Below are 22,675 nucleotides of genomic sequence, written 5' to 3'. Positions count from 1 at the left end.
CGCACTGCGCCGGCTCCGTTTCAAACCTCTGCCGGCCGGTCTCCCCGCCCGCGCGGGCCTTCCATCGGGTTCCGTCCCCAAGCGGTGATCATCCCCGGTGACAGATCTGCGCAGTCGGGGGTGGCCAGATGCCGTAGGGCCTCGTCGATCTGCCCGTCGTCGACCAGCCCGGTCGCCGCCATGGCCAGGCGGGCGCGTTCCCAGGTGTCTGCCCAGAAGCGGCTGATGGCACTGCCCGGGACGAGAGGAGGGATGTGAATTTCTGCCGCTACGGATCGCAGGCCCGCGCTCCGCAGGATCTGCGGGTACCGGGGAACCCACGACACGTCGGTACCGATCGTCGCGCCGAGCCCTTCCCACATGGCTCGCATAGTGCGCGTGTACAGGGTGGGCGGAGCCACGGCGCTGGTCAGGTCGATGGCGTCACTGAGCACCAGGACGCCTCCGGGGGCCACCAGCTCGCTCAGCCGGGAGACCATCCGTTGCGGATTCGGCAGATGCATCAGCACGAAACGGGCGTGCACCAGATCAAACTGCCCGGGGGCGAAGTCCGGCACCGTGATGTCCGCCTCCGCGACCTCCAACCCCGGCACGGGTTCAGCGGCCAGGAAGCGGACATCACGGTCGACGGCGAGCACGCGCGCGACACCGGCCTGGCGCAGGAGCGTTCGGGCGACCGAGCCGGTCCCGGCCCCCACGTCCAAGCAGCGCCAGCCCGGCCCGACCCCCAGCTCTCGCAGTCGCGCGACGGTCACTTCGTCGTACGCCAGTGCCCCGAGATCGATCCGGTCGCTCTCTCCGCTTTCCTGCGGGCGAAACATCCGCTCGCCGTAGCGGTCGCTTCCCTGGCCTGACATCACAGGTACCGCCTTTCGCGTTCTGACGCGTCAGTTGTGCTTTCGAGTACGGCGGCGGAGAGCGCGCGCTGCCTTCAGCGGGCCGGCCGTGCACGGTCCGCCGGCACGCGCGTACGGAACGGTCCCCGTCGCCAGTATGCGGCGGCTCGCCTTGTCCAGCAGGTGGTGGCCACCGGTGTAACCCACCTCGAGGGTTTAGCCCCGGCCTCTCGACAATCCCGCACCCTCACCACCAACCGGGTCGTGGACACCCTCCGGTCCCCAGGGCGTCCCCGAGGACGCCTCGCAGGAAGCCGTCCGCGATGTCGCGGAAGCCGTCTCCGGAATCCCGGACCGCAGCAGCCGAGCGGGGAAGGATCGGTGGCCACGGTCATGCGGGACGCGAAGGACGCGGTGCGCATGGATTTCGCCGAGGCCAACCAGTGGGTGTTCTACGGCACGGCCATCGCGCTCGGCCTCGCGTTCCTGTGCTTCTTGACGCATCCCGGTGGACGCGTGACCACGGAAGTCCGGGCGGGGAGACCATGCCGGAGGCGGGCCCGGCCCCGGTCTCGCCTCGGTGACGAGCCTCTGCGATCTCAGCGGTGGGTGGAGTCTCGGCGTACGCAGGGATCCACGCGCTGCGGAGGCGGGCCGGGGCAGCTCGCTGGGCAGGACGGTGAGCGGCTGCCCTGCACGATGCGCGCCGAAGAAGGGATCGCTCCGGGATCGCAGTCGGAGGCACAGAAGCGCGACAGCCGGCGGACTCCGACACAGCCCTGGGTAGGGTGGGCGGGACAATACATCGTGAACTTCAACCAGGAGCAGACGTGACCGAGCCGGCGTCCATCGCCCTGCAGCAGGAGATCGCCCGGGAACTCCAGGTCGCCGAGACCTTCGAGGCCGAGCGTGAGATCGAACGCCGGGTGGCCTTCCTCGCCGAGGGGCTGACCTCCACCGGTCTGCGCTCCCTCGTGCTCGGCATCAGCGGCGGCGTCGACTCCACGACCGCCGGGCGGCTGTGCCAGCTCGCCGTCGAGCGGGCCCGGGCCGCCGGGCACGAGGCGCGGTTTTACGCGATGCGGCTGCCCTACGGGGTCCAGGCCGACGAGCACGACGCCCAGCTCGCGCTCTCCTTCATCCGGGCCGACCACGTGCTGACCGTGGACATCAAGCCCGCGAGCGACGCCGCGCTCGAGGCCGCACTGGTCGCCGGCGTGAGCTTCCGCGACGCCCGCCACCAGGACTTCGTGCAGGGCAACATCAAGGCCCGGCAGCGCATGATCGCCCAGTACACGGTGGCCGGCGCGCACGACGGCCTGGTCGTCGGCACCGACCACGCCGCCGAGGCGGTCTCGGGCTTCTTCACCAAGTTCGGCGACGGCGCCGCCGACCTGGTGCCACTGACCGGCCTCACCAAGCGCCGTGTACGCGCCGTCGCCGACGCGCTGGGCGCCCCCGCCGAGCTGGTGTGGAAGATCCCGACAGCCGACCTGGAGACCCTCGACCCGGGCAAGGCCGACGAGGACGCACTCGGGGTCACCTACGACGACATCGACGACTTCCTGGAGGGCAAGCCGGTGGACGAGCGGGCCTTCGAAACGATCGTCCACCGCTACCGCCTCACCGACCACAAGCGCCAGCTGCCCATCGCCCCCTGATCAGGCCGCTCCCTGCGATTGCCTCACTCGGCACACAGCATGAGCGCGTTACGTGCCCAGCGTGGGCCACGTAACGCGCTCACCCACACACATGCGTGGACTGTCCGGTTCGTACTCGGCTCCGACCATCAGCGCCTGTTCGCGTTTGGCACATCGCGCACTCGTCCGGAGGCAACCGCGAGAGCACCAGCCTGCTCGCGCTGGTGCCACAGCGTGCTGACCGTCACTTCTCGCACAGGGCGGTGTCGACAAGAGCGTCCGCGTGACCAAGGGCCCGCGGGTTGGGCGCCATGTCGGCGGTGACGACGACCGTGGCGGCGGGGCCGTCATCGGTGGCACCGGGGACCGAGTGGTAGCCGGGGGTGTCGGTGTAGTTGCGGGTGCGCCCATCCGGTCCGACGGTGGCGGCCAGAGCGGCGGGGAACTTGTCGTCGGCCACCAGGCGCTCCAGTCCCTTACGTACGACATCACGCGGACCGGGGGGGCTGCGCCGCAGACCAGGGCAACGTGCCGGCCGCGGCCAGGACGGCAGCCATCACCGCTACCGCTACGACTGCCCGCCGGGACCTGGACAGTGTCGTTGAGTGAACACGCTGGAGCTAGTGAGAACGGTCAGGCACGGTGAACTCCTTTGAGAAATCTGCTGGTTGCGTCGGAACTCCGTACGCGTCCAGCTTCCGCGCCCGAGATCCACTGAGCCGACCGGCCAGCACGCCCATGCGAAGTGGGGACAGCCCTCCGGCCCCTTCGAGGACCCGCCGCTCACTCGTGAGCGGGACTGGTTCGGCTGCATCGCGCCCCGTAGGCAAGCCTGGTAGAGGCGCTGACAGGCGGCTCTTCAGGAGAGCGAAGCCTGAGCAGCTCCTACGGATTTGATGGCCTCGGACTCCCCAGAGCCGCGCCGATCTCAGACGGCCACGTGGGCCTGAAACGGGCAACGAAATCGGCGAAGTCCTCGCACAGGTACCGCGGATCCGACGGCTTCAGTCGTACCTGCTGGTGATCACTGTGCACCCACCAGACCTCGAAGTCGGTCACGGTCCCCTCGACGGGCCAATCCTCGCTTCGCCGACGAGGCAGAAGCGCGACGTCGACAAATCCTCCGACGCTGAGGCCAATGTCCACGAAGATACCGATCGCCCCGGGCCTGGGCACCCGTACGACAGTGCCCGTGAGGACCTGACCGAAGCGCAGCTCACCTTGAACTCGCTCCCACTCTGCTTCCGTTACCACACACGCATCCTCGCACCTCGGCACCGGCCCCAGTGCACGTTGGCTCGACTCCGGGCAAAACCAGGACGGTTCGGGATGGCGTCACGAACAAGGATCAGCACACATGCCGGGGGCTCCTCACTTCCACCAGACCTCACTTTCAGGGCGGTTGTCAGTGGCGTGCACTTGGATGCCGACATGACCGTTCATGACATCGCTCGTCGGCTGCCGACGATTCCCGTCCTCCGTGACCACTGCCGCGCCCTGGCGATGCTGGAGGCGATCATCTGCCCGGCCCCTTCCTGGCGTACCTACTCCTTCGACACCCGATCGTCCGAGGCGGAGGAGCTGGCCTCGATGAGCAACGGCTCGGGCGACGAGTACTCCATCGTCTTCTCGCCCGCGGGGGCGTACATGCGGGGCTTTGACCACGAGTCGTTGATGAGCCCGTACGGCCACGACGACGGGCTGGTGTGGCCTGGTGTGCTCGACGAGGTGCCGGAGGTGTTCGGGCGGTATGTGAAGGAGCCCGCGTTCTCGGACGAGGAAGGGACGCCGTTCGTGACCGTGTGTCTCTGGCGGACGGTGGACGACGACGCATGGCGCGCGGGGGCCGTCCCGTACCCCGAGGACGTGGACGACGAGGGAGACCCGGACGGTTCGGCGTACCTGTTCGAGCATCTGACGGACCGGTCCGCCGAGGAGTACTGGCAGTTCGCCGTAGGCATCCACAAGGTCGAGACCGACGTGGCGGCGATACGCCACATCCTGGCCCTGCGGCCGCTGACGCACGAGGTCGTCACCGCCCTGAACCCCGATGTCACGCTGGCCGCCCTCTCGGAGGACGTGACGACGATCGGCTACCCGAAGCCATAGGGTCGGGCGGGATCCTGGACGGGGGGCGTGGCGTCGGCGGTCCCCGCTCAGCCCTCGGCCCCCCTCAGTGTCACGGCAGGTGCGACTCCCGGCCACCAGACCGCACATGTCGGGGCGTCCGCGCCGGGACACCGCTATCCGTGCAGGCGGACCGGTGCAGCCCGCAAGCCCCCAGCGCAGGCCCCGCTCCGACCATCGCCACCCGCAACAGCCGGCTCACCATCAGCCGGCCGCTCGGCACAGCCAGATCCTCCGGGCTGGTGAACTCCCCCGCCGGACGGTACTCGGGCCGCCCCCTGGTACCGGCTGCGGCCGGGCGGGATCATCTACGCATGACGCTGACTCTCGCCGAAGCCGAAAAGATCCTCACCGACAATTTCGCCCCCTGGGTGCTCGACCTCGGGCTGGCCCTCGTCGAGACCGGCGAGCGCCATGCCGTACTGCGGCTGCCCTGGTCGGACCGGCTGGCCCGGGAGGGCGGGGCCATGTCCGGGCAGGCGCTCATGGCCGCCGCGGACACCGCGACCGTCATCGCCGTGTCCGCGGCCCGCGGCGCGTTCGTTCCCATGACCACCGTCCAGCAGTCGACGTCCTTCCAGCGTGCGGTCACCGGCGTGGACGTCCTGCTCGACGCCCGCGTCACCAAGCTGGGCAGGCGCATGGCATTCGCTGACATCAGCATGACGGCCGACGGATCACAGGAGCCGGCAGCTCGCGCCTCTGCCGTCTATGCGCTGCTGGGGTGAACCTGCTGCGCTCGAGGTATTCCTCTCCACACCAAAACCGGACGAGCCGACCTCACCACCGACAAGCGACAGGCGCTCGCCGAACTCGGGCTCCAATGGGCTACGTAACGCCGCAAGCGCGGAACGGGCGGTCCTGCCGGGCTCCGGCAGGACCGCCCGTTCCGCGTGATGCCGTGTCCCGGTTCCTCAAGGCTTCCGCTACTCGTCGACCGCCGCCCCGAACTGCGCGTTGGCCACGGGCGCCCCGAGGCGTGTCCCGTCGTACGTCCACGTGCCCTTGGCGACCAGTCCGGACGACGACGTGGGGATGACCCATACGAAGCCGTCGTTGGTGTTCTCGCCCGGTGCCGCCGCCAGCAGGCCGGAGAGGCCGTCCTTGTTCGCGTCGATCAGCCGCACCTGGCCGGCCCAGCGGTCCGAGGCCTCCGCCCCGCCGGGGATGTCGGGGTGGTTCTGGTCGAAGCTGCGCGCCCCGGTCGCCGTCAGCCCGCCCGGTGCGCCCCGCAGCGCCCAGACCGCACCCGCGTCGGCGACGGAGCCGATGTCCTCCCCGGGCGCGCCGATGGCGAGGTCCGGGAAGCCGTCGCCGTTGGTGTCACCGGAGGACATCTCGGCGCCCCACCGGTCGCCGGCCTCGGCTCCGCCGGGGACTCCCGGGGAGTCCTGCGTCCACGTCTGCGCCGGGGACGGGTCGAGCCCCGAGAGGTCGCCCTTGCCAAGATGGACGGAGACGGAACCGCCGACCGGCGAGCCTACGCCCGTGTCGCCGATGGCCAGGTCGTCCTGGCCGTCCCGGTTGAAGTCGCTGGAGACGACCGCGGGGCCGCCCTCGAACACGCCGCCCTCCCCCAGCGCCTCGATGCCGGGCGCGCCGTGCAGCACCTGAGTGGCGCCGATGCCCGGCTGGTCGCCGGTGGTCACCCCGGAGATCGCGAGGTCCGCCCAGGAATCCTCGTTGTAGTTGCCGTGGCTCAGGCTCCGGAACGCGAAGCCGCTCTCCAGCGGGGTCACGTCCAGAGCCTGGACTCCCTTGTCGGCCCGTTTCAACTGCTGGGCCGCCGCCCCCGGCGGGGCGGTGAAGAACAGCAATGTGTCGTTCTCCAGGACGGCAACGCTGTCGCGCAGGTCGGCGTCCGGGTCCGCCGGGTCCGGGGCGAAGAACCGGGCCGCTTCGAGCGCCCGCCCGAAGTTCGCGCCGGCCCGCAACTGGCCGACGTTCTCCAGCCAGGTGCTGTCGGCCCCGTGCAGCCCGGTCGGCGAGCCCCAGAAGACGGTGGCGCCGCCCGCGTTGGAAAGACCGGCCAGGTCCTCTCCGGGGATGCCGACGATCGCGTCGTCATAGCCGTCGTTGTCCAGGTCGCCGGAGGCCACGGCCTGCCCGAAGCCGTCGCCGGCCTCGGCGCCGCCCGGGACGCCCGAGGTGTTCTGGTGCAGGACGCTCTTCTTGGTGGTGCTCAGACCGCTTGACGAGCTGTACTGCACGGTGACGTGGCCGGCGCCGGTGGCGCCGCTCACCGTGGCGCCCGGGGCGCCGATCAGCACGTCGTCGAAGCCATTGCCGTCGAAGTCACAATTGCGCTGCTGCCAGCCGATGGACGGAAAGGGCACTGCGGCCTGCGCGGCAGGGGCCGCGAACACGGCACCGCCACCGAGCGTGAGGAGTGCCGCGGCCCCGAGGGCCGCGCTTCTGATGTGACGCACGGGAGAACCTCCTTGGTCGCCTACGTTGCCTACGGCGTCCAGCTCAGCCGCAGTGGATTGTGCGCGGTAGGGGGCGGTCGGCGGAGGTGCGCGGCCAGTTCCCCAGCCAGACACCGAAGCACAGAGCGTGCTGGAGCTGTGGTGCGCCGGAGAACACCGCCGCGCCCACCGCGCAACGGCGTGCGATCAGGTGCGGCCTCCCCCGTTGGGCAGTGCGGCGAGGGCAATACCCGTACCGCACTCGCCTACAAGACACCCGAAGTCCGCCAAGGGTTGTACGCCTCACCTGACAGCCGCCCGACGCAGGAAGGCCTCAGCCCGGGTGCCACGTGGCGGTCCCTCGTCGCACGTCGGCGGCTGTCCTGACGGCCGCGGGCCCGGACTCCGTGGACCGGTCAGCCGTTCAGCGCCGCCATCAGCTCGGGGGCATAGCGGTCGCCAGAAGCCACACCGTGCGGGGCGACGGCGTCGATGGCGGCCACGTCCGCGTCGGTGATCGTCACGGCTGTGGCGGCGATGTTCTCCTCCAGGTAGCGGCGGCGCTTGGTACCCGGGATGGGCACCGCGCCCTGGTGCAGGGTCCAGGCCAGGGCGAGCTGCGAGGGGGTGACGCCCTTGTCGGCGGCGAGGCGGCGCACCTGGTCGACGACGGCGAGGTTGCGGTGGAAGTTCTCGCCCTGGAAACGGGGGTCGGTGCGGCGGAAGTCGTCGTCGGCGAAGTCGTCGGGGCTGGTGATGGCGCCGGAGAGGAATCCCCGGCCGAGCGGCGAGTAGGCGACGAGCCCGATGCCGAGCTCGCGCAGCGTGTCGAGGACACCGTCGTGCTCGATGCCGCGCTCGAAGAGGCTGTACTCCGTCTGCACGGCCGCCAGCGGATGGACGGCGTGCGCCCGGGCGACGGTGGAGGGCGCGGCCTCGCACAGGCCGATGTGGCCCACCTTGCCGGCCGCGACCAGCTCGGCCATGGCGCCCACGCTCTCCTCGACGGGCACGTTCGGATCGATGCGGTGCAGGTAGTAGAGGTCGATGTGGTCGGTGCCCAAATGGCGCAGAGAGCGGTCGACGGAGCGCCGGATGTACTCGGGCGTCGCGTTGTGGCCGCGGAAAGCACCTTCGTCGGTGAACTCGACGCCGGTCTTCGTGGCGATCACCGCGGATTCGCGGCGGCCGGCCAGCGCCTTGCCGAGAAGCTGCTCGTTGCGGAAGGGGCCATAGCCCTCTGCGGTGTCGAGAAGGGTGACGCCGAGCTCCAGAGCCCGGTCAATGGTGGCGAGGGCCTCGGTCTCGTCGGTGGCTCCGTAGTGGGCGCTCATGCCCATCAGGCCGAGGCCCTCGGCGCCGACCTTCAGCCCGTGGGTGCCCAGTGTGCGGATCTCCATGGTGATCTCCTCCATAAGTAACTAACCGGATAGTTAGACTATGCCGCCACCACCTCTCCGATGTCAATAACCAGATAGTTACTTGCTAGGGTGCGAGACATGGCACGGGATTCCAGCGCGACCAAGGCCCGCCTGCTCGACGCGGCCTTCTCCGAGTTCGCGACGTACGGCATCGCCGGTGCGCGGGTCGACCGCATCGCCGAGGCCGCGCAGGCGAACAAGCGGCTCATCTACGTCTACTACGGCAACAAGGAACAGCTTTTCGACGCCGTGCTCCAGCGGGCACTGGAGACCGGCTCGGAGTCCGTGCCGTTCGACGCGGAAGGCCTGCCCGGCTACGCGGGCGCCGTCTTCGATCACCTCGTCGAACGGCCCTCGCTGATGCGCCTGGTGCTGTGGAAGCAACTGGAACGCCCCACGCCCACGGACACAGAGGCGGCGTCCTACCGGGACAAGATCGCGGCAGTGCGGCAGGCACAGGAGACCGGCCGGATCGATAACGCGATGGACGCCACCGACGTACTGACGCTGGTGATGAGCCTCTCGCAGGCATGGTTCAGCGCAGTCGGCGGCCCGGCAGCGGGCAAGACCGGCACCGACTGGCCACCCGAGCAGCTCGCCCGCCACCGGGCAGCGGTCGTCGAGTCCGTACGCCGCATCACCGCACCACCCGGGTAGCTGCTTGCCGCCTCCGTCAGGCCCGTCCGGCTGCTGCCAGTGCCTGCGGGGAGGATCACCGGCATGACACCGTGGCTTCTCACCGACATCGAACGCGCCGTTCGCAGTAGCTGGAGCGCCGAGACGTTCACGCCCGAGTACCGATCGCGCTGGAACAGGGACAACCCGGCTCGGGACCAGTGCGGGGTGACCGCCATGGTGCTCAATGATCTGCTGGGAGGCGAGCTGATCCGGGGAGAAGTCCATGTCGACGGAAAGTTCGCGGACTACCACTGGTGGAACCGACCGGGCATGGACATCGAGATCGATCTCACCCGGGAGCAGTCCGGGCGGAGGAGACCGTGACGGGAGGCGACATCATTCTCCGCCCGCCCGTGACCGAGTGGCGCAGGCTCCGCGAGGAGTACGAGCTGCTCCGCGACCGTGTCCTGGAGACGCTGAACGGCAGCCGACAACGGTCTGCGCAGCCACCGTCAAGATTGCAGGCGTCGAGGGAGATCCGGTTGTCGAAGCCTGACCGCGAGCCGACGACGACACCGAGAGCAACCATGCGACCGCTGCGTCGACGCTGCGAAGAAGAGTCAGTTTACGGTCGGCGCTCCACCCCGACGCGACAGCGCTTCGCAACGCCTACGACGGCTTGCTCGATGCAGCGGCCGACCCCCGACCTCGGAGACGCGGACGGTCCCTTCAGTCGGTTCGTGTCGCTCTCGTATCGCGCTCCGCTGCCTCAGCGACGCGTTTGATGTTCGCCAGCCGCCGGTCCCAGTCGGTCGCCAGCGCGGACATCCACCGCGCCGTCGCGTCGAGCGCCGCCGACCGCACCGCGTACCGCACCTCGCGCCCGACCCGGCCGCCGGAGACCAGCCCGGCGGCGTCCAGTACGGCGAGGTGCTTGACCACCGCCTGCCGCGAGACGGGAAGTCGTTCGGCGAGTGTCGTAGCGGTGGCCTCGCCCTGTGCGGCGAGCAGATCGAGCAGCCGGCGTCGCGTCGGGTCGGCCAGCGCGCCGAGGACGCTGTCGACGACCTCGGCGGCACCGTCACGTTCTTCCGTCATGTGGAGGGCTGTTCGGCGCGCGTCTTGAGCGCGTCGAGCTCCAGGGGCCAGCCTTCGCTGTGGTCCTTGAGGTTCTGACTGCGCAGTTCCTCGGACCCGACCAGGGCCGCGAACCCGCTCTCGACGACGCGCAGCCGCGTCTGGCCGCCCTCCTGGGCCAACGTGAACTCCACGAGGGTGCTGTTGTTCTCGCGCAGCTCTTCTCCGGGGAAGGCGCTGGTCCAGCGGTACGCCAGGTAGGTCGGCGGCTCGACCTTCTCCACGCGCACCGGGAAGTCGCCGTGCTCGGCGTGCTTCGCCACCATCGACTCTCCTTCCCTCGCCACGGTGCCGGGCAGGCTCGCCTTGTCGGCCACCCAGAAGCCGGGCTGGGCCACCAGTGACCAGACCCGCTCCAGGGGCGCATCGATCAGGGTTTCACGTTCGATCCGGTCATCGCTCATGAGGTGACTCCGTTCATCGCCGCAAGTGAATTGCAACTCCAGAGTTGCACGTCGACTCCCCTGGTGCAACTCTGAGGTTGCACATAGGTCGGGTGTCGCTTCAATCGGTTGCACCAGGCACTCATCGCCGGCCCGCGATGACGGAAGCATCCTGGGTGCGAACCGTGACCCTGCTCGGACGTCGATGAGTGGCGCTCAAGCTGCCACGAGTCGGGCAGGGACAGAGGATCTTTGGGTGAGCGCGAGCCATGACGCGCGCCTGTCGCCCTTCTCTTCAGCCAGTGGAACGGCACAGTGGAGGCATGAACGCAGACGGCAGAGACACCCTGGCCAGGGGTCGCGTGGCGACCAGGCTTCCAGCACAGGACCTGGCCCGCGCACGGCGTTTCTACGCCGAGCAGCTCGGCCTGGAGCCCGTGGACGAACGGCCCGGTGGGCTGCTGTATCAGTGCGGAGGCACGGAGTTCGCCCTGTTCAAGTCGACGGGTGCCTCGCCCGGCACGTTCACTCAGATGGGGTGGCAGGTCGACGACATCGAGACCGTCGTGGCGGAACTCAGGCAGCGCGGCGTCGTGTTCGAAGAGGTCGACGCGCCCGGCTTCCGAACGAGGGACGGGATCGCCGAGATCGACGGCAACTACCGGAGCAAGGGCGCCCGGGGGGAACGGGCCGCCTGGTTCCATGACAGCGAGGGAAACCTGCTGGGCATCGGTGAGCCGGTCCTCTGAACACAGCCCTTTTGTGTGCTGGCTGGGCAACATCGCGGTTCAGTGGACTTTCTCCCGTACAGCGGTCGACGGCTCCCGCATGCGGGCGTAAGGCGCTCTGTGCGAAGCCGGTGATCGCCCGCAGGGGAACCGAGCACGGTTCCGGCCTGGGAACCCAACGCTGGCTTGTGGAGCGGGCGTTCACTCACCCGCACTGGTTCCGCCGCCTGCGGATCGCTGGGAGAGACGCGGGGGACGACAGCTACGAAGCGTTCCTCACGCTGCGATGCACACGGCTTTGCCGGCGTCGCCTGAGCTCACGCCGATAGGAGTACCGCCGTACGGCGCCACCGCTTCGCGAGGAGGTTGTCCGTCCACCGCGGACGTTAAGGGAAAGGGAGAGTACTCACCCCTTTCCACTCTCAACATATAGCGCACAGGGGGGCTTGCGGCAAGACCCGGGTCGTGCCGCAAAATCGCCGATCGAGGCCAGAGCCTGTGGAAATTGGGAGTCGCGAAGTGCGTGTGTTGTTGTCGACGTATGGGTCGCGCGGGAGCGTCGAACCGATTGCGGGACTCGCGGTGCGGTTGCGGGAACTCGGCGCGGAGGCGCGGGTGTGCGCGCCGCCTGACGATGAGTTCGCGGAGCGGCTGGCCGAGGCCGGTGTGCCGGTGGTGCCGACCGGCCGGCCGGTGCGCCAGTTGGTGACCTCGGTGACGCCGGGGTCGGCGGTGGGCCTGCCGCAGCGTGCGGCCGAGTTGATGGCCGCGCAGTTCGACACGGTCGCCGCGGCGGCCGAGGGATGTGATGCATTGGTGGCGACCGGCCCATTGCCGGCCACGGCCGGCGCGCGGTCGGTGGCCGAGAAACTGGGCATCCGCTACGTGCACGTGAGCCACCAGCCGGTCATCCTGCCGACGCCGCACCGACGCCCGCCCGCGCGGAGGGGCCGGCCGTTGCCGCCGGACGAGACCGACAACCGGGCGCTGTGGGCCCTGGACGCCCAGATCGCGAACACGATGTTCGGCGAGGTGCTCAACACCCAGCGGGCGTCGATCGGCCTGCCACCGGTGGACAACGTCCGCGACTACGCCTTCACCGACCAGCCGTGGCTGGCCACGGACCCGATCCTGGCCCCGTGGCGGCCGACGGACCTCGACGTGGTGCAGACCGGCGCGTGGGTCCTGAGCGACGAACGCCCGCTCCCCGCCGAGTTGGTGGGGTTCCTGGACGCCGGCACACCACCGGTGTACGTGGGCTTCGGCAGCACGCCCATCAGCGCCCCGAAGGACTTCGCCCGGGTGGCCATCGAGGCGATCCGCGCGCAGGGTCGTCGCGCAGTCGTCTCCGGCGGCTGGGCCGAGCTGGCCCCTGTCGACGAGCAGGACGACTGCTTCGCCGTCGGCGAGGTCAACCACCAGACACTGTTCCGCCGGGTGGCCGCCGTCGTACACCACGGCAGCGCGGGCACTACGACGACCGCCACCCGAACCGGCGCGCCACAGGTGGTGGTACCCCAGGGCGCGGACCAGCCGTACTGGGCCGGCCAGGTGGCCGACCTGGGCATCGGCGCGGCACACGACGGTCCGACCCCGACCTTCGAGTCCCTGTCAGCCGCGCTCAGGACAGCCCTGAGCCCCGGGACCCGCGCCCGAGCCACCGCCGTGGCCGGCACGATCCGCACCGACGGGACGACGGTGGCGGCGAAGCTGCTGCTCGACGCGATCAGCGGAGCGAGGCCGCCAGTGTCCGCGTGAACCACACGGGATCGTCGAGCCAGGGTCGGTGCCCGGCGCCGGGTGCACCGCCACCTCGGCATGCCCGAAGAGACCGGCATTCTCGGCGGAGTTACGCGGCAGCGGTCCGACGTCGTAGCACCGGCGAGCAAGAGCGCCGGCCTCCAGGATCACTCTGCCGGGAGTTCTTGGTCGGACGCCCCATGTGGGGCGACGGGCTCTTCGTGCCGCTTCCGGTTCGGGTGAGTGCGGCGGCAGTCTGCGGTGTGTGTCAGGTGACGTCCAAGTCGAGGTGGCGGTGGCGGTGGCGGTGGGCCTGACGCTCCCTGGGCCGCCGTGTCTGCGTACTTGCCGAAAGGTGTCAGGGAGGGCTCGACCCGCACCCACATCGGCGTCTCCACCACATACCGGGCGGCCGCGCGGGGGCTGGCAAATCCTCGGGCCGGTCAGCAGGGTCGAGCCTGGCCGTGCGGCGCCTTCAGGACGGGGCGACCGCGCGGCCGGCGCGCCGTTGGCCGCCTCGGCAACACCGGAGGTGTGTGTGGAAGCGCAGCCGTCGCTTATTGACTGTGGGCGGCAGCTTCCAGTGTGAAGTCGTCGTAGTGGAAGCCGGGTGCCACCACGCACGTCACCAGTACCGGCTCGTCGCCCGCAGGTCGCGCCGCCTGCCAGAACCCGGCCGGGACCAGCAGTTGGGGCCGCTCACCGTTTTCGACCGAGGGGCCCAGGACGAGATGCTCGGGATCGCTCGCCGGAGCGTCGCCCGTACCGCCCAGGGACAGCCGCAGTGGGCCACCGCGGTGCCACAGCCACAACTCGTCCGAGCGCACCCGGTGCCAGCGGGACTCCTCACCGGGATGGAGCAGGAAGTAGATGCCAGTCGCGTACGCACGCGGACCGGGGTAGCCGTCCGGTGTGGTGGACCCGGCCGTCTTCCAGGTCTCCGCGAACCAGCCGCCCTCAATGTGGGGCTCAAGGCCGAGAAGTCCGACCAGGGGTGAAGCAGGAGTGTCGGTCATGCTCCGCATTGTGCTGCAGCGCGAGCGATCCCTCCGTTAAGTGACGAGGACCGGCGGGGAAAACCCGACAGAGGGTGTCGGGCTTCCGAGCAACCATCGTGTCGCCGCCGTCCGCCCGGGCCTCGGTACGACTCAGGGCGCCGATACGGAAGGGCACACATGTCTGCAGCACCGGAGGGCAAGGTCGCACTCGTCGCAGGGGGGACGCGGGGGGCCGGCAGGGGCATCGCGGTCGAGCTCGGCGCGGCCGGGGACACCGTCTATGTCACCGGCCGCAGCACACGGGGGCCCACCATCTGGTGGACCTCATCGCAGCCGCACAAGGGAGGCTGGACATCCTGGTCAACGACATCTGGGGCGGCGAGCACCTCTTCGCGAGGGACACCCCCGTGTGGGAGCACGACCTCGACAAGGGGCTGCGGCTGCTTCGGCTCGCGGTGGAGACCCACGCGATCACCAGCCACTGCGCTCTCCCCCTCCTGCTGCGAAACCGTGGCGGGCTTGTGGTCGAGATGACCGACGGCGCCCGCCCAGTACAACCAGGACACCTACCGGGGGTCTCGTTCTTCTACGACCTCGCCAAGTCCGCGGTGCTCAGGATGGCTTTCGCGCTCAGCCGCGAACTGGGGCGCGGGGTGCCACGGCAGTGGCGCTTACGCCAGGATGGATGCGTTCGGAGATCATGCTCGACCACTTCGGCGTTATGGCGGCTGCCTGCACGCGACGCTCTCCCCCGTCCCGTACAGCGAGGTGACCTGCTCGGGTCGGCGATGATGCCCCTGACGGGCAACCAGGCCCTGACGGTCAAGGGCGCAGGGCTTACAGGCGGGAGGCGGCCGGGGCCGTGCCGGGGCGGAGCTCCGCGACCGGATCGCCGCCCGGTCGCGGATCGCGGGGCCGAACTGTGGGGGCCGAAGTGCAGGCGGCTGCGTAAGGTCACTTCCGTACGCGTAACGAAAGGAGCGCTGCCGTGACCGGTCAGCCCATCCCGGTGATCATCGATTGCGACACGGGTGTCGACGACGCCCTGGCCCTGCTGTTCGCCGTACGGCACCCGGGGCTCGACGTGCGGGCCGTGACCTGCGTGGCCGGGAACACCGACGTGGACGGTGTGGTCCGCAACACACTGACCGTGCTGGAGCAGGCTGGCGCCGGTGACATCCCGGTCGCCCGGGGGGCCGAGCGCCCGCTGATCGAGCCGGTACGGTCGGCCCGGCATGTGCACGGGCAGGACGGGATGGGCGACCTCGGCCTGCCGGCGCCGACCCGCAGGCCGGTCGACGTGGACGCGGTGACGCTCCTGCGGCGCGAAATCCTCGCCTCGCCGCAGCCGGTCACGCTCGTCCCCATGGCGCCTCTGACGAACATCGCGCTGCTCCTGCGCACCCACCCGGAGGTGGTACGGAACATTGACCGGATCGTGTTCATGGGCGGCGCGGTGGCAACTGGGAACGCTACACCGGTCGCGGAGTTCAACGTGTGGCACGACCCGGAGGCGGCCGCGATCCTGCTCACCGCCGGGGTGCCGACGACGATGTACGGCCTGGACGTGTTCAAGAGGGTGCTCGTACCCGCAGCCGATGTCCAGCGACTGCGCGCGAGTGCGGAGCCCCGCCTGCGGCTGGCCGGCGAACTCCTCGCCCACCGCGACCCGGCCACCTCCGGCGACCCCACCCCCACAGGCGGGCTCGGCGACGCGGGCGCGGTCTGTGCCGTCGTCGACCCGGCGGGGATCACCACCGAGCTGCTGCCGGTGGAGGTGAGCCTGGCTCCGGGCCCGGCACGGGGACAGACGGTCATCGACCGGCGCCCGCGCCCCGGCGAGTCCGAGATCCACGAGCGCGTCCGCGAACAACCGCTCGTGGACGTGGCGTTGGGTGTGGACACGGAGCGGTACGTGAGCCTGTGGCTGACGACGGTCGAGCAGCCGTAGGAGCTTGAAGGACAGCCGACGAGGACATCCGACGAGGACATCCCGACTCCCTCCCCCCGGAGCAGGCCACGACAGACAGCGTGGTCACGCACCCGTCTCAGGATGTGAGGGCGCCGGCCCCAGGGGAAGAGGTACAACTGAGCAACTGTCACACCGAGACTGCCTGACGCGTGAGAGACAGCCGGGCGTTGTCGAGCGCGGCGTCCATGCGTGCCACTTGGCCTCCCGTAAACATGAACATGGCTACGTCGTCGGTGTAGTCCATTTAGTTCATGAACCTGTCGTCGTCCGGTGCGTTGCCACAGTCACATGGGGGAACGTGGGAGATCCGAGATTGGCCCGTGAGCGAGCTTCCCCCACCCTGTTCCGAAACAGGGTGCATTCGACGCCAGAGCCCGACCCGTCGACATCGGGTCAGCGGACCGGCTCCGCGTCACCGGCCACGTGGCACAGCCACGGCCCACGGTTGCGCAGTGATCTTGGCATCGGCTGTCGCGCGAAGGGGCTGACGGATAATGACGATCAGCCGTGTACGAGGCTGTGCACCGCCGCGTACGTGGGTAGCCGATGATGTCTGTGTCGACTGGGGGAAGAATGCGTACAGGTGTGTATCTCGCACACCCGCGGGCGGGGAGCTTCAACCACGCGGTTTTCGACGCCGTTGTGGACGAGCTGCGCAGGCGAGGATCCGAGGTCTTGGCGCATGACCTCTGCGCTGAAGGGTTCGCACCGCTGCTGTCCGCCGATGAGACAGAGACGGTCGCGTCGGCGGCAGGCGCCCCCGACGCGCAGGTGGCGCTGCACCGAACGGAGGTGGCCACCCTGGATGCCATGGTGTTCGTCCACCCGAACTGGTGGGGCATGCCGCCCGCTGTCCTCACGGGCTGGGTGCAGCGCGTACTCGCGCCTGGCGTCGCCTACAAGCTGGGTACGGCCGGGGGCGAACCCGCCGGGCTCCTGAAGGCGGGCAGGGCACTGGTGCTGAACACTTCCGACACTCCCGCCGACCGGGAAGAGAGCGAATTCGGTGACCCGCTGCAAAGAATCTGGTCGGCGTGTGTCCTGCCGTACGTCGGAGTCTCCGACGTGCGCCGGGTCGTCTTCCGAACCGTCACCGACTCAGCCGATAAGGAACGCGCGGCCTGGCTGGACCACGCACGCCGGCAGGCAGCCGCACTCCTGACCTGAAGCGCGGCGTACGCAGCTCTGTGCACGTCTCGACTCGTGCGAACGCCGACAACGGGCCCGACTGCGGATTCCCGCCTGCGCGGGCAGCCCGGGACCCGGCTCAAGGCTCTTGGCCTACGGCCGACCGACTCGGCAGTCAACCGAGGCGGTCGGCCACCGGCCTTCGACCGCGAGACATACAAACAGCGCCACACCGTCGAGCGGTGCCTCGACCGCCTGTAGCAATGACGCCGGCCTCACCAACCGCCATTGCGAGAACCGCGACCATCTGCCTCGCCGGACTCCGCATCGCAGGCATCTTCATCCGGTCCGCCCGACGATCCGGAAGAGATGGTCTAACTCCCGGCCGTGGCCGCCGTGAGTACGGTGACCGCGACCATGGCTGCCTGCATGTCGCGGATGGCAGCGCGGACGCTCTCGGCCGCCCATTGCCCCGCGGATACCTCCCCCATCCGCGCGGCGACCTCCTTGCGCGGGTTGTCGGGAAAGGCCAAGCGGTGCAGCTTGGCGGAGTGGATCAGCGCGATCAGCCCCGCCGTCCGTGTGTCCGGCTCCGCGCCGTCCAGTACGACGGCGCGGAGCCGTTCCCGCAACTCAGCCTCGACGGCGCCGTCGGTCTCGGGAAAGCGGCGTATCGGAAACACACCGAGGGCCCTGTGCTTCTCCTCCGCGACCACTCCGCGCTTGCACAGGCTCTCCAGAGCGGCACCGACGGCCTTCGCTTGGTCCTTCGTCAGCCACTCCGTCACACGTCGCTTCTTGCGACCGCGCAGCCAGGTCTCCATCAGTGCCGTCCGGCTGTCGAGCAACTCGTCCCCGGTCGGCGTCGTGTCCGTCAGTTCGAGGTGCTTGCCAGCAACGGACACCCGCCCGGCCAGGACCAGTTCGAGCAGGATCCCTCCCGACACCGCCCACCCCGCGGCCTGCCGCTGTTTCGCCGACCCGGACTCGTCGTCCAGAGACAGCAGCATGATCTCCTCGGCCAATGTGATCGCCATACCCACTACCCCCGCGCCCACCCTGTGATTACTTTCTTATGATCAGATGCCCGGAACCGCCAGGAGGTTCCGTTCGGACCATCGGATCGTTGGTCCGCGTGTGTCGTTGACTGGCGTGCAGTGGGCGCGGATCGAGCCGTAACTCCCGGACCGGACTCCGACTGATACGCGAGCTCTCCGCCGGGATCGTCCTGTCCGGACTCGCTCCAGGAGCGGACCAGTTGTTCGTACGTCATCAGTCGTTCCTCAGCCGTGTCAGGGAGTCGCGGGCCGTGGCCGCGACGAACGCCGGACACAGGGCGGTGTCGAGGGGCGGGGCCCAGGGCTCGGGCCACTTCTCGTACGCCGCGCGGCCGCGGGCGCTCGCCAGATGCATGCCCACCCACAGAGCCTCGGTGGTGTCGCTCGGAAGGTCGGGGTGCGCGCCATGGGGGCAGGGCCCGTCGTCGAGGAGGCCGATCGCGCGCTCGAAGGCGTCCGCCAGTTCGTCGACGAGCTCCTGCGCGTCGGCGTCGTCCGCCTCGGCCTCGACGTACCACGCGACGGCGGTGGCCACGAAGACCCGGCCGGCCAGCTCGTCGTCCGCCGCCTCCTGCAGCGCGGAGGCCGCGAAGGAGAGGTCCCAGGCCACGTCGAAAGTCCTGGCGAGCGGATAGCCCTCCATGATCGCGGTGAGCCCCTCCAGTTCGTACCGGTCCTCGAACGGCAGGAACGGCGGTACGTCGTCGGCCGAGCCGGGCCGCAGCGACTCCATCACCACGCGCGCGTGCCCGGCGACGTTGCGCGGGCACAGCCATGCGTGGCGCGGCCTGAGGTCCGTCCAGGGCCTCCCGTCGTCGGCGAGCTCCCGCAGGACGTCCGCCATGCTCCCGAGCTCCCCCTCCAAGTCGCCCTGGAAAGGGTGGCCCTGGTGCGTGCAGGGCGCGTCCCGCAGCGCCCGGTCGACAGCCTGCGCCGCGTCGAACGCCGCCCCGACGTCACCGTCCTCCGGTTTCCTCGTAGCCAGGTACGGAAGCGCGAGGACCAGACCCAGCGTCCAGGTGTATGCGGGAGGCCCGGGCGGATCGGCGGCCAGTTCACGGGCGCACTCGACGACGAGCCGCTCGTACGTCTGCGGTTCGTGGTCGACGTACTCCCTCATCTCGTCCCAGGCGTCGACCAGCTCGTCCGCCCGCTCAGCGGAAGATCGATCCGTCATCGTCATCCTCCTCGTCCATCTCCTCGTACCGCTCGTCCATCGCGACGATCGGGTCCCGCGCCCAGTCGGCGAGCAGGCTCTCACAGGCCCATACGTCGACGGGGTACGCGCCTTCCGGCGCCCCGAACTCCGCCGGGGCGTAGAGGTGATCGAGGTGCGCCTTGAACACCTTGCGCCGGTGCCCGGACTCCCGCAGATCCGCGTCCGGATGGCCGCCGCCGTGCGGGCAGTCGTGATCGAGCGGCCCGGGGTCGACGCCCCGCAGCAGAGCGCGCACCTCGCGCCCCACGCCGTACGGCAGGTCGAAGACCGAGGCAGCCCACAGGGCGAGGTGAAGCAGAACGAGCCGCTCGTGCGGGTCGGTGGCCTCCGCGTGTCGGCGTGCCGCCCACAGGCCGGCGTTCTGGCCCGCGACGCCGGAGTCGTCGAGGTCGTCGGCGTCGACGAACGTCTGCGTCAGCGCACCGATGTCGAGGTGCCCGTCGGGCCGTACGAACGCGGCGGCCAGGCCGCTGGTGTCGCGTACGCCGAACAATTCCTCGTGCGCGGACCGCAGTTCACCCAGCGCCTCCTGGGCGAGACCCCGCAGATATTCCGGGCACACCCATACGTCGGCCGGCTCCTCCAACCATCCGGCGAGCTCGGCCCGCCCGCCGGGGCTGCGTACATGGAAGCCGATCTCGGCCACCGACTCGTAGTACAGGTCGTCCTCGTCGGGGTGCTCACCGTCCGCGTGCGCACAGCCGCCCGCATCGCCGAGCAGCCCGAGCGCCCGCTCCAGACCCTCGATCATCGCGTCGAAGACCGGACGTAGGGTGATCCGGTGGACGGCGTACGGAACCGTCACATGCTGCGTGAGGACGTACCCCGCGAGCGCGCCCCGGGTGGGATGGTCGGACAGGTAGCCCGTGTTGGACTCGATCTCGGGAGCGGGCTCGATGACGGGGTAGTCGTTGAGGATCTCCTTCAGATCCCGCACCGACTGCGCATGCTCCTCCGGCACCGCCTCGGGTATCCCGGATGCCGAGAACGGCGCGATCACATCGGCCGTGACGCGTGCGATGCCCGCGACATTGGCCGGGCACAACTCGCCCTCTAGCCGGGGGTGTTCGGGATGCTCCCCGATCAGGTGGTCGGCGGCGGCCCCCACCGATCCCCAGGAGTCCTCGGAGAGGTGTACCAGCTCCTCCTCGTACGGATGCGCCTCGTGTCCACAGTCCGTCGCGTCCAGCGCCGACGCGGCGGCCACGAGCGCGGCGACAGCGGCCCGCGCCGTCTCGGGCCGCGGCCGCCAGGCGAGATAGCGGACCATCTCCGCAAGCCCCGCCACCCACACATGCGCCGACTCACCGCCGGGATCGGCGGTAAGTCGGCGCACACAGTCGAGCGCGAGCGGCTCCGCCTCGGCCGGATCGGTGCCGGCACCGGCCCGGGACCACTGTGCATACAACTCGGCCGTCCGGGCATCAGGTATGACGATCATGCCCGGTACGACGTATGGCGAGGCTCCTGAGGTTCCTGAGGCCCGTGACCAGGTCGTCTGTTTCGTCGTCCGGCGCGGATCAGGGTGTGGTCCTCGGGGCACCCTGCTGGGTGAGCCCGTCCGCCGAGGGCACGGGGACCCTGCCGAGCGCGGCCGCGAAATGACGCTCCGCGCGATCCCTGCCCAGCCATTCGGCAAGCGTCTGCCAGACAGCGGAGTAGGCAGCACACAAGGTGTGCACCGCCCTCGGGTTCAGCCAGGCCACGCCGTTGGCCGTCGCCCTGCTGAAGACGTCCTGCCCCGTCCGGAGCTTCCCGTAGTGGGTGCCGCTGCCTCCCAAGTCCTTCTGCAGCTCGTTCTGGAGGTCTCGCAGCTCTTCTTGAATCCGCTTGCTGTCTTTCTCCGTTGTCCCGTCCGGCAGCATCGAGGGAGGGAATCCGAGCGTGGCCGGGAGCAGAGGCCGGCTGCTGAGCCGGACGGCGGCGATGAGTTCCACACGGTCCTCCCAGTGGCCCAGCCGGTCGGGAGCGGTCACCCTCTGCATACACTCCCAGACGTCGCATTCGTTTTGGAGCCACTCCGCTGCGACCCGGATGTCGAAGCTGGGCTCCACGCCCCGCAGGGTCCATACCCGTTGCATCACATTGGCCGCTTCTTCGAGGAGCCGGTGGTCGTACGCCCTCATCTGCGCCGCGGACCAGTTGCTCGGGAGCGGCTCGGCCTTCTTCTCCAGCCCCGGATATGCCGTCCGTTCAAAGTGCTTGAACAGGGGATTCTCGCGCAGGAGCGCCAGGTCCGGGTCCTCGTGGACCATCCAGGTCCGCTCCACCGTCGCGAAGCCTCCCTTGGGCAGCAGCACCGCGTGCTCGAGCTCTTCCACAGCAAACTCCGCGAGCATTTTCGCCTGGTGTTCGTTGCGTTTCCACGTCTTCATGGCCACGGCGTGCACGCAAGCGCTGTTGTAGCGGGTCAGCCAGTCGCCGCGGCGACACCATGGAAGGACGCGACGCAGGAGTACCAGCCGGCTCCGGGCCTGGTTGATCTGCGCTGCAAGTTTCTCGGGCGGGACGCACGTCCTCACCAAGGGCCCGGTGCGCCAGGCGTAGCCCTCGCGCGGGTCGACCGGCCCTCGCGACTGGATGCAGTCGACAGCCCATGCCAGACGGAGCGGGGCCCACACTTCCTGGTTGATGCGGAAGGCGCCTCTGGTCACAGCCTGCCGCGGGCCTATGTAGCTCTGAACGTAGGAGAAGGGAGAGAGGAATCGCAGGACATTCAGCATGCGGGCAGGCCAGTAGAGGCCGGCGATCCGCGCCCAGCGATCATCTGCGGCAAGCCGGTTCGTCTCTTGCGTCGCGGCTCGCTGGAAAACCAGGCGAACAAGTTCCTTGTCGGAGGCGGACGATCCGGTCACATGGCCAGAGAGACGCTTCCGCCTTTCCGAGGGAGGCAGCAGTGCGTTCGTGAGCCACTCCTCTTCGGCGCCGCATACGAGTCCGCTCGCCGCCCTCCAGCAGCGTTGCGCAAGGAGATCCGCCAGTCGACTACGCGTCTTGTCGTCCTGCGTCCCACCTCTGTCGAACCACTGTTGTGTCGTCTCTTCGGCGGTTCCAAGGATGATGGCGTTCCGGTACCGCAGGCCGAGCACGCAGCGGTAGCGGCGAGGATGGCGCAGATAGCGCAGGCGGCACCAGCTGGGTTGCCACGGCCGCAGCCACAGGCGCTTGTGAGGCTGATCCTTTGGAGTGGACACCCTGACAATGGATCTTGATGGTCCAGGGAGGGATGTCCAGGTGGGACGCAAGTCTCCGTATCCGGAGG

19 protein-coding genes and 3 pseudogenes are annotated in these 22,675 nt (G+C 69.5%); 11 read left to right on the top strand and 11 right to left on the bottom strand.

All coding sequences use genetic code 11. The features are described 5' to 3' along the window. Positions 1-20: 20 nt before the first annotated feature. Positions 21-857: a class I SAM-dependent methyltransferase gene (locus ACWIHY_RS35855; RefSeq protein WP_454380616.1), complete on the bottom strand. Its 837-nt coding sequence runs from the start codon at positions 855-857 to the stop codon at positions 21-23. An 809-nt stretch (positions 858-1,666) separates the two neighbouring features. Between ACWIHY_RS35855 and nadE the strand changes: the two genes are divergently transcribed. Continuing rightward, positions 1,667-2,497 carry an ammonia-dependent NAD(+) synthetase gene (gene nadE, locus ACWIHY_RS35850; protein ID WP_454380614.1) on the top strand — a complete coding sequence of 277 codons (831 nt, stop codon included), beginning with the start codon at positions 1,667-1,669 and terminating at the stop codon, positions 2,495-2,497. Between the two features lie 223 nt (positions 2,498-2,720). On the opposite strand, the gene ACWIHY_RS35845 is transcribed toward nadE, so the two are convergent. Then, positions 2,721-2,936 (bottom strand): hypothetical protein, encoded by a 216-nt coding sequence (locus ACWIHY_RS35845; RefSeq protein ID WP_454380612.1) that lies wholly within the window; start codon positions 2,934-2,936, stop codon positions 2,721-2,723. Positions 2,937-3,907: 971 nt separating this feature from the next. Between ACWIHY_RS35845 and ACWIHY_RS35840 the strand changes: the two genes are divergently transcribed. Both ACWIHY_RS35840 and ACWIHY_RS35835 read left to right on the top strand, forming a co-directional pair. Further along, positions 3,908-4,585, top strand: coding sequence for a hypothetical protein (locus tag ACWIHY_RS35840; protein WP_454380610.1), 678 nt, complete (start codon positions 3,908-3,910; stop codon positions 4,583-4,585). A 332-nt stretch (positions 4,586-4,917) separates the two neighbouring features. Next, complete coding sequence (locus tag ACWIHY_RS35835) at positions 4,918-5,331, top strand: PaaI family thioesterase (RefSeq protein WP_454380609.1); 414 nt, start codon at positions 4,918-4,920, stop codon at positions 5,329-5,331. A 198-nt stretch (positions 5,332-5,529) separates the two neighbouring features. Here ACWIHY_RS35835 and ACWIHY_RS35830 read toward each other — a convergent pair whose 3' ends face one another. Further along, positions 5,530-7,032, bottom strand: coding sequence for an esterase (locus ACWIHY_RS35830; RefSeq protein ID WP_454380608.1), 1,503 nt, complete (start codon positions 7,030-7,032; stop codon positions 5,530-5,532). Between the two features lie 395 nt (positions 7,033-7,427). After that, the gene (locus ACWIHY_RS35825) at positions 7,428-8,411 is read right to left on the bottom strand and encodes an aldo/keto reductase (RefSeq protein ID WP_454380606.1); all 984 of its coding nucleotides are present in this window, start codon (positions 8,409-8,411) and stop codon (positions 7,428-7,430) included. Between the two features lie 99 nt (positions 8,412-8,510). On the opposite strand from ACWIHY_RS35825, the gene ACWIHY_RS35820 reads away from it, so the two are divergent. Together ACWIHY_RS35820 and ACWIHY_RS35815 are read left to right on the top strand one after the other, a co-directional pair. Continuing rightward, a complete protein-coding gene (locus tag ACWIHY_RS35820; RefSeq protein WP_454380605.1) occupies positions 8,511-9,089 on the top strand; it encodes a TetR family transcriptional regulator in 579 nt (192 codons plus the stop codon). A gap of 63 nt (positions 9,090-9,152) precedes the next feature. Then, positions 9,153-9,529: pseudogene (locus tag ACWIHY_RS35815) on the top strand (YunG family protein); the annotation flags it as partial. A 250-nt stretch (positions 9,530-9,779) separates the two neighbouring features. Here the strand turns inward: ACWIHY_RS35815 and ACWIHY_RS35810 are convergent. Beyond that, positions 9,780-10,148, bottom strand: coding sequence for an ArsR/SmtB family transcription factor (locus ACWIHY_RS35810; protein ID WP_454380604.1), 369 nt, complete (start codon positions 10,146-10,148; stop codon positions 9,780-9,782). Then, positions 10,145-10,591, bottom strand: coding sequence for an SRPBCC domain-containing protein (locus tag ACWIHY_RS35805; RefSeq protein ID WP_454380603.1), 447 nt, complete (start codon positions 10,589-10,591; stop codon positions 10,145-10,147). Before ACWIHY_RS35805 ends, ACWIHY_RS35810 begins: the two co-directional genes overlap by 4 nt. A gap of 302 nt (positions 10,592-10,893) precedes the next feature. Here ACWIHY_RS35805 and ACWIHY_RS35800 point away from each other — a divergent pair, with 302 nt between their 5' ends. The 3 genes and pseudogenes from ACWIHY_RS35800 to ACWIHY_RS35790 all read left to right on the top strand — a co-directional run bounded on the left by ACWIHY_RS35800 (position 10,894) and on the right by ACWIHY_RS35790 (position 13,056). Continuing rightward, positions 10,894-11,319 carry a VOC family protein gene (locus ACWIHY_RS35800; protein ID WP_454380601.1) on the top strand — a complete coding sequence of 142 codons (426 nt, stop codon included), beginning with the start codon at positions 10,894-10,896 and terminating at the stop codon, positions 11,317-11,319. Between the two features lie 104 nt (positions 11,320-11,423). After that, positions 11,424-11,627 (top strand): annotated as a pseudogene (locus ACWIHY_RS35795) (IS5/IS1182 family transposase); the annotation flags it as partial. A gap of 196 nt (positions 11,628-11,823) precedes the next feature. Continuing rightward, the gene (locus ACWIHY_RS35790; protein ID WP_454380624.1) at positions 11,824-13,056 is read left to right on the top strand and encodes a glycosyltransferase; all 1,233 of its coding nucleotides are present in this window, start codon (positions 11,824-11,826) and stop codon (positions 13,054-13,056) included. Between the two features lie 539 nt (positions 13,057-13,595). Here ACWIHY_RS35790 and ACWIHY_RS35785 read toward each other — a convergent pair. Next, entirely contained in the window at positions 13,596-14,054 is a 459-nt protein-coding gene (locus tag ACWIHY_RS35785) for a cupin domain-containing protein (RefSeq protein WP_454380599.1), read from the bottom strand. Positions 14,055-14,213: 159 nt separating this feature from the next. On the opposite strand from ACWIHY_RS35785, the pseudogene ACWIHY_RS35780 reads away from it, so the two are divergent. The 3 genes and pseudogenes from ACWIHY_RS35780 to ACWIHY_RS35770 form a co-directional block, all read left to right on the top strand. Further along, a pseudogene (locus ACWIHY_RS35780) lies at positions 14,214-14,757 on the top strand (SDR family NAD(P)-dependent oxidoreductase); the annotation flags it as partial. A gap of 267 nt (positions 14,758-15,024) precedes the next feature. Continuing rightward, positions 15,025-15,987 carry a nucleoside hydrolase gene (locus tag ACWIHY_RS35775; protein ID WP_454380597.1) on the top strand — a complete coding sequence of 321 codons (963 nt, stop codon included), beginning with the start codon at positions 15,025-15,027 and terminating at the stop codon, positions 15,985-15,987. 567 nt (positions 15,988-16,554) lie between these two features. Then, a complete protein-coding gene (locus ACWIHY_RS35770; RefSeq protein ID WP_454380596.1) occupies positions 16,555-17,175 on the top strand; it encodes an NAD(P)H-dependent oxidoreductase in 621 nt (206 codons plus the stop codon). A 335-nt stretch (positions 17,176-17,510) separates the two neighbouring features. Here the strand turns inward: ACWIHY_RS35770 and ACWIHY_RS35765 are convergent, their stop codons facing one another. From ACWIHY_RS35765 to ACWIHY_RS35750, 4 genes are all read right to left on the bottom strand, one after another. Next, on the bottom strand, positions 17,511-18,173 hold the full coding sequence (locus ACWIHY_RS35765) for a GOLPH3/VPS74 family protein (protein ID WP_454380595.1): 663 nt from the start codon (positions 18,171-18,173) through the stop codon (positions 17,511-17,513). 235 nt (positions 18,174-18,408) lie between these two features. After that, positions 18,409-19,371 (bottom strand): hypothetical protein, encoded by a 963-nt coding sequence (locus tag ACWIHY_RS35760; RefSeq protein ID WP_454380594.1) that lies wholly within the window; start codon positions 19,369-19,371, stop codon positions 18,409-18,411. Beyond that, positions 19,349-20,854, bottom strand: coding sequence for a hypothetical protein (locus ACWIHY_RS35755; protein ID WP_454380593.1), 1,506 nt, complete (start codon positions 20,852-20,854; stop codon positions 19,349-19,351). The genes ACWIHY_RS35760 and ACWIHY_RS35755 overlap by 23 nt, the downstream gene beginning before the upstream one ends. A 79-nt stretch (positions 20,855-20,933) precedes the next feature. After that, the gene (locus tag ACWIHY_RS35750; protein WP_454380592.1) at positions 20,934-22,502 is read right to left on the bottom strand and encodes a hypothetical protein; all 1,569 of its coding nucleotides are present in this window, start codon (positions 22,500-22,502) and stop codon (positions 20,934-20,936) included. Between the last annotated feature and the right edge of the window lie 173 nt (positions 22,503-22,675).

The organism is Streptomyces sp. NPDC055287 (assembly GCF_053646035.1).
Note: the sequence above shows the minus strand (reverse complement) of the source record. Positions and strands in the feature narration are given on the sequence as shown.

Excerpts from the sequence above, each read along its gene's own strand:
- ACWIHY_RS35855 (WP_454380616.1), bottom strand. The coding sequence starts at position 857 with ATGTCAGGCCAGGGAAGCGACCGCTACGGCGAGCGGATGTTTCGCCCG.
- ACWIHY_RS35840 (WP_454380610.1), top strand. The coding sequence starts at position 3,908 with ATGACCGTTCATGACATCGCTCGTCGGCTGCCGACGATTCCCGTCCTC.
- ACWIHY_RS35835 (WP_454380609.1), top strand. The coding sequence starts at position 4,918 with ATGACGCTGACTCTCGCCGAAGCCGAAAAGATCCTCACCGACAATTTC.
- ACWIHY_RS35825 (WP_454380606.1), bottom strand. The coding sequence starts at position 8,411 with ATGGAGATCCGCACACTGGGCACCCACGGGCTGAAGGTCGGCGCCGAG.
- ACWIHY_RS35820 (WP_454380605.1), top strand. The coding sequence starts at position 8,511 with ATGGCACGGGATTCCAGCGCGACCAAGGCCCGCCTGCTCGACGCGGCC.
- ACWIHY_RS35810 (WP_454380604.1), bottom strand. The coding sequence starts at position 10,148 with ATGACGGAAGAACGTGACGGTGCCGCCGAGGTCGTCGACAGCGTCCTC.
- ACWIHY_RS35805 (WP_454380603.1), bottom strand. The coding sequence starts at position 10,591 with ATGAGCGATGACCGGATCGAACGTGAAACCCTGATCGATGCGCCCCTG.
- ACWIHY_RS35800 (WP_454380601.1), top strand. The coding sequence starts at position 10,894 with ATGAACGCAGACGGCAGAGACACCCTGGCCAGGGGTCGCGTGGCGACC.
- ACWIHY_RS35785 (WP_454380599.1), bottom strand. The coding sequence starts at position 14,054 with ATGACCGACACTCCTGCTTCACCCCTGGTCGGACTTCTCGGCCTTGAG.
- ACWIHY_RS35770 (WP_454380596.1), top strand. The coding sequence starts at position 16,555 with ATGATGTCTGTGTCGACTGGGGGAAGAATGCGTACAGGTGTGTATCTC.
- ACWIHY_RS35765 (WP_454380595.1), bottom strand. The coding sequence starts at position 18,173 with ATGGCGATCACATTGGCCGAGGAGATCATGCTGCTGTCTCTGGACGAC.
- ACWIHY_RS35760 (WP_454380594.1), bottom strand. The coding sequence starts at position 19,371 with ATGACGGATCGATCTTCCGCTGAGCGGGCGGACGAGCTGGTCGACGCC.
- ACWIHY_RS35755 (WP_454380593.1), bottom strand. The coding sequence starts at position 20,854 with ATGATCGTCATACCTGATGCCCGGACGGCCGAGTTGTATGCACAGTGG.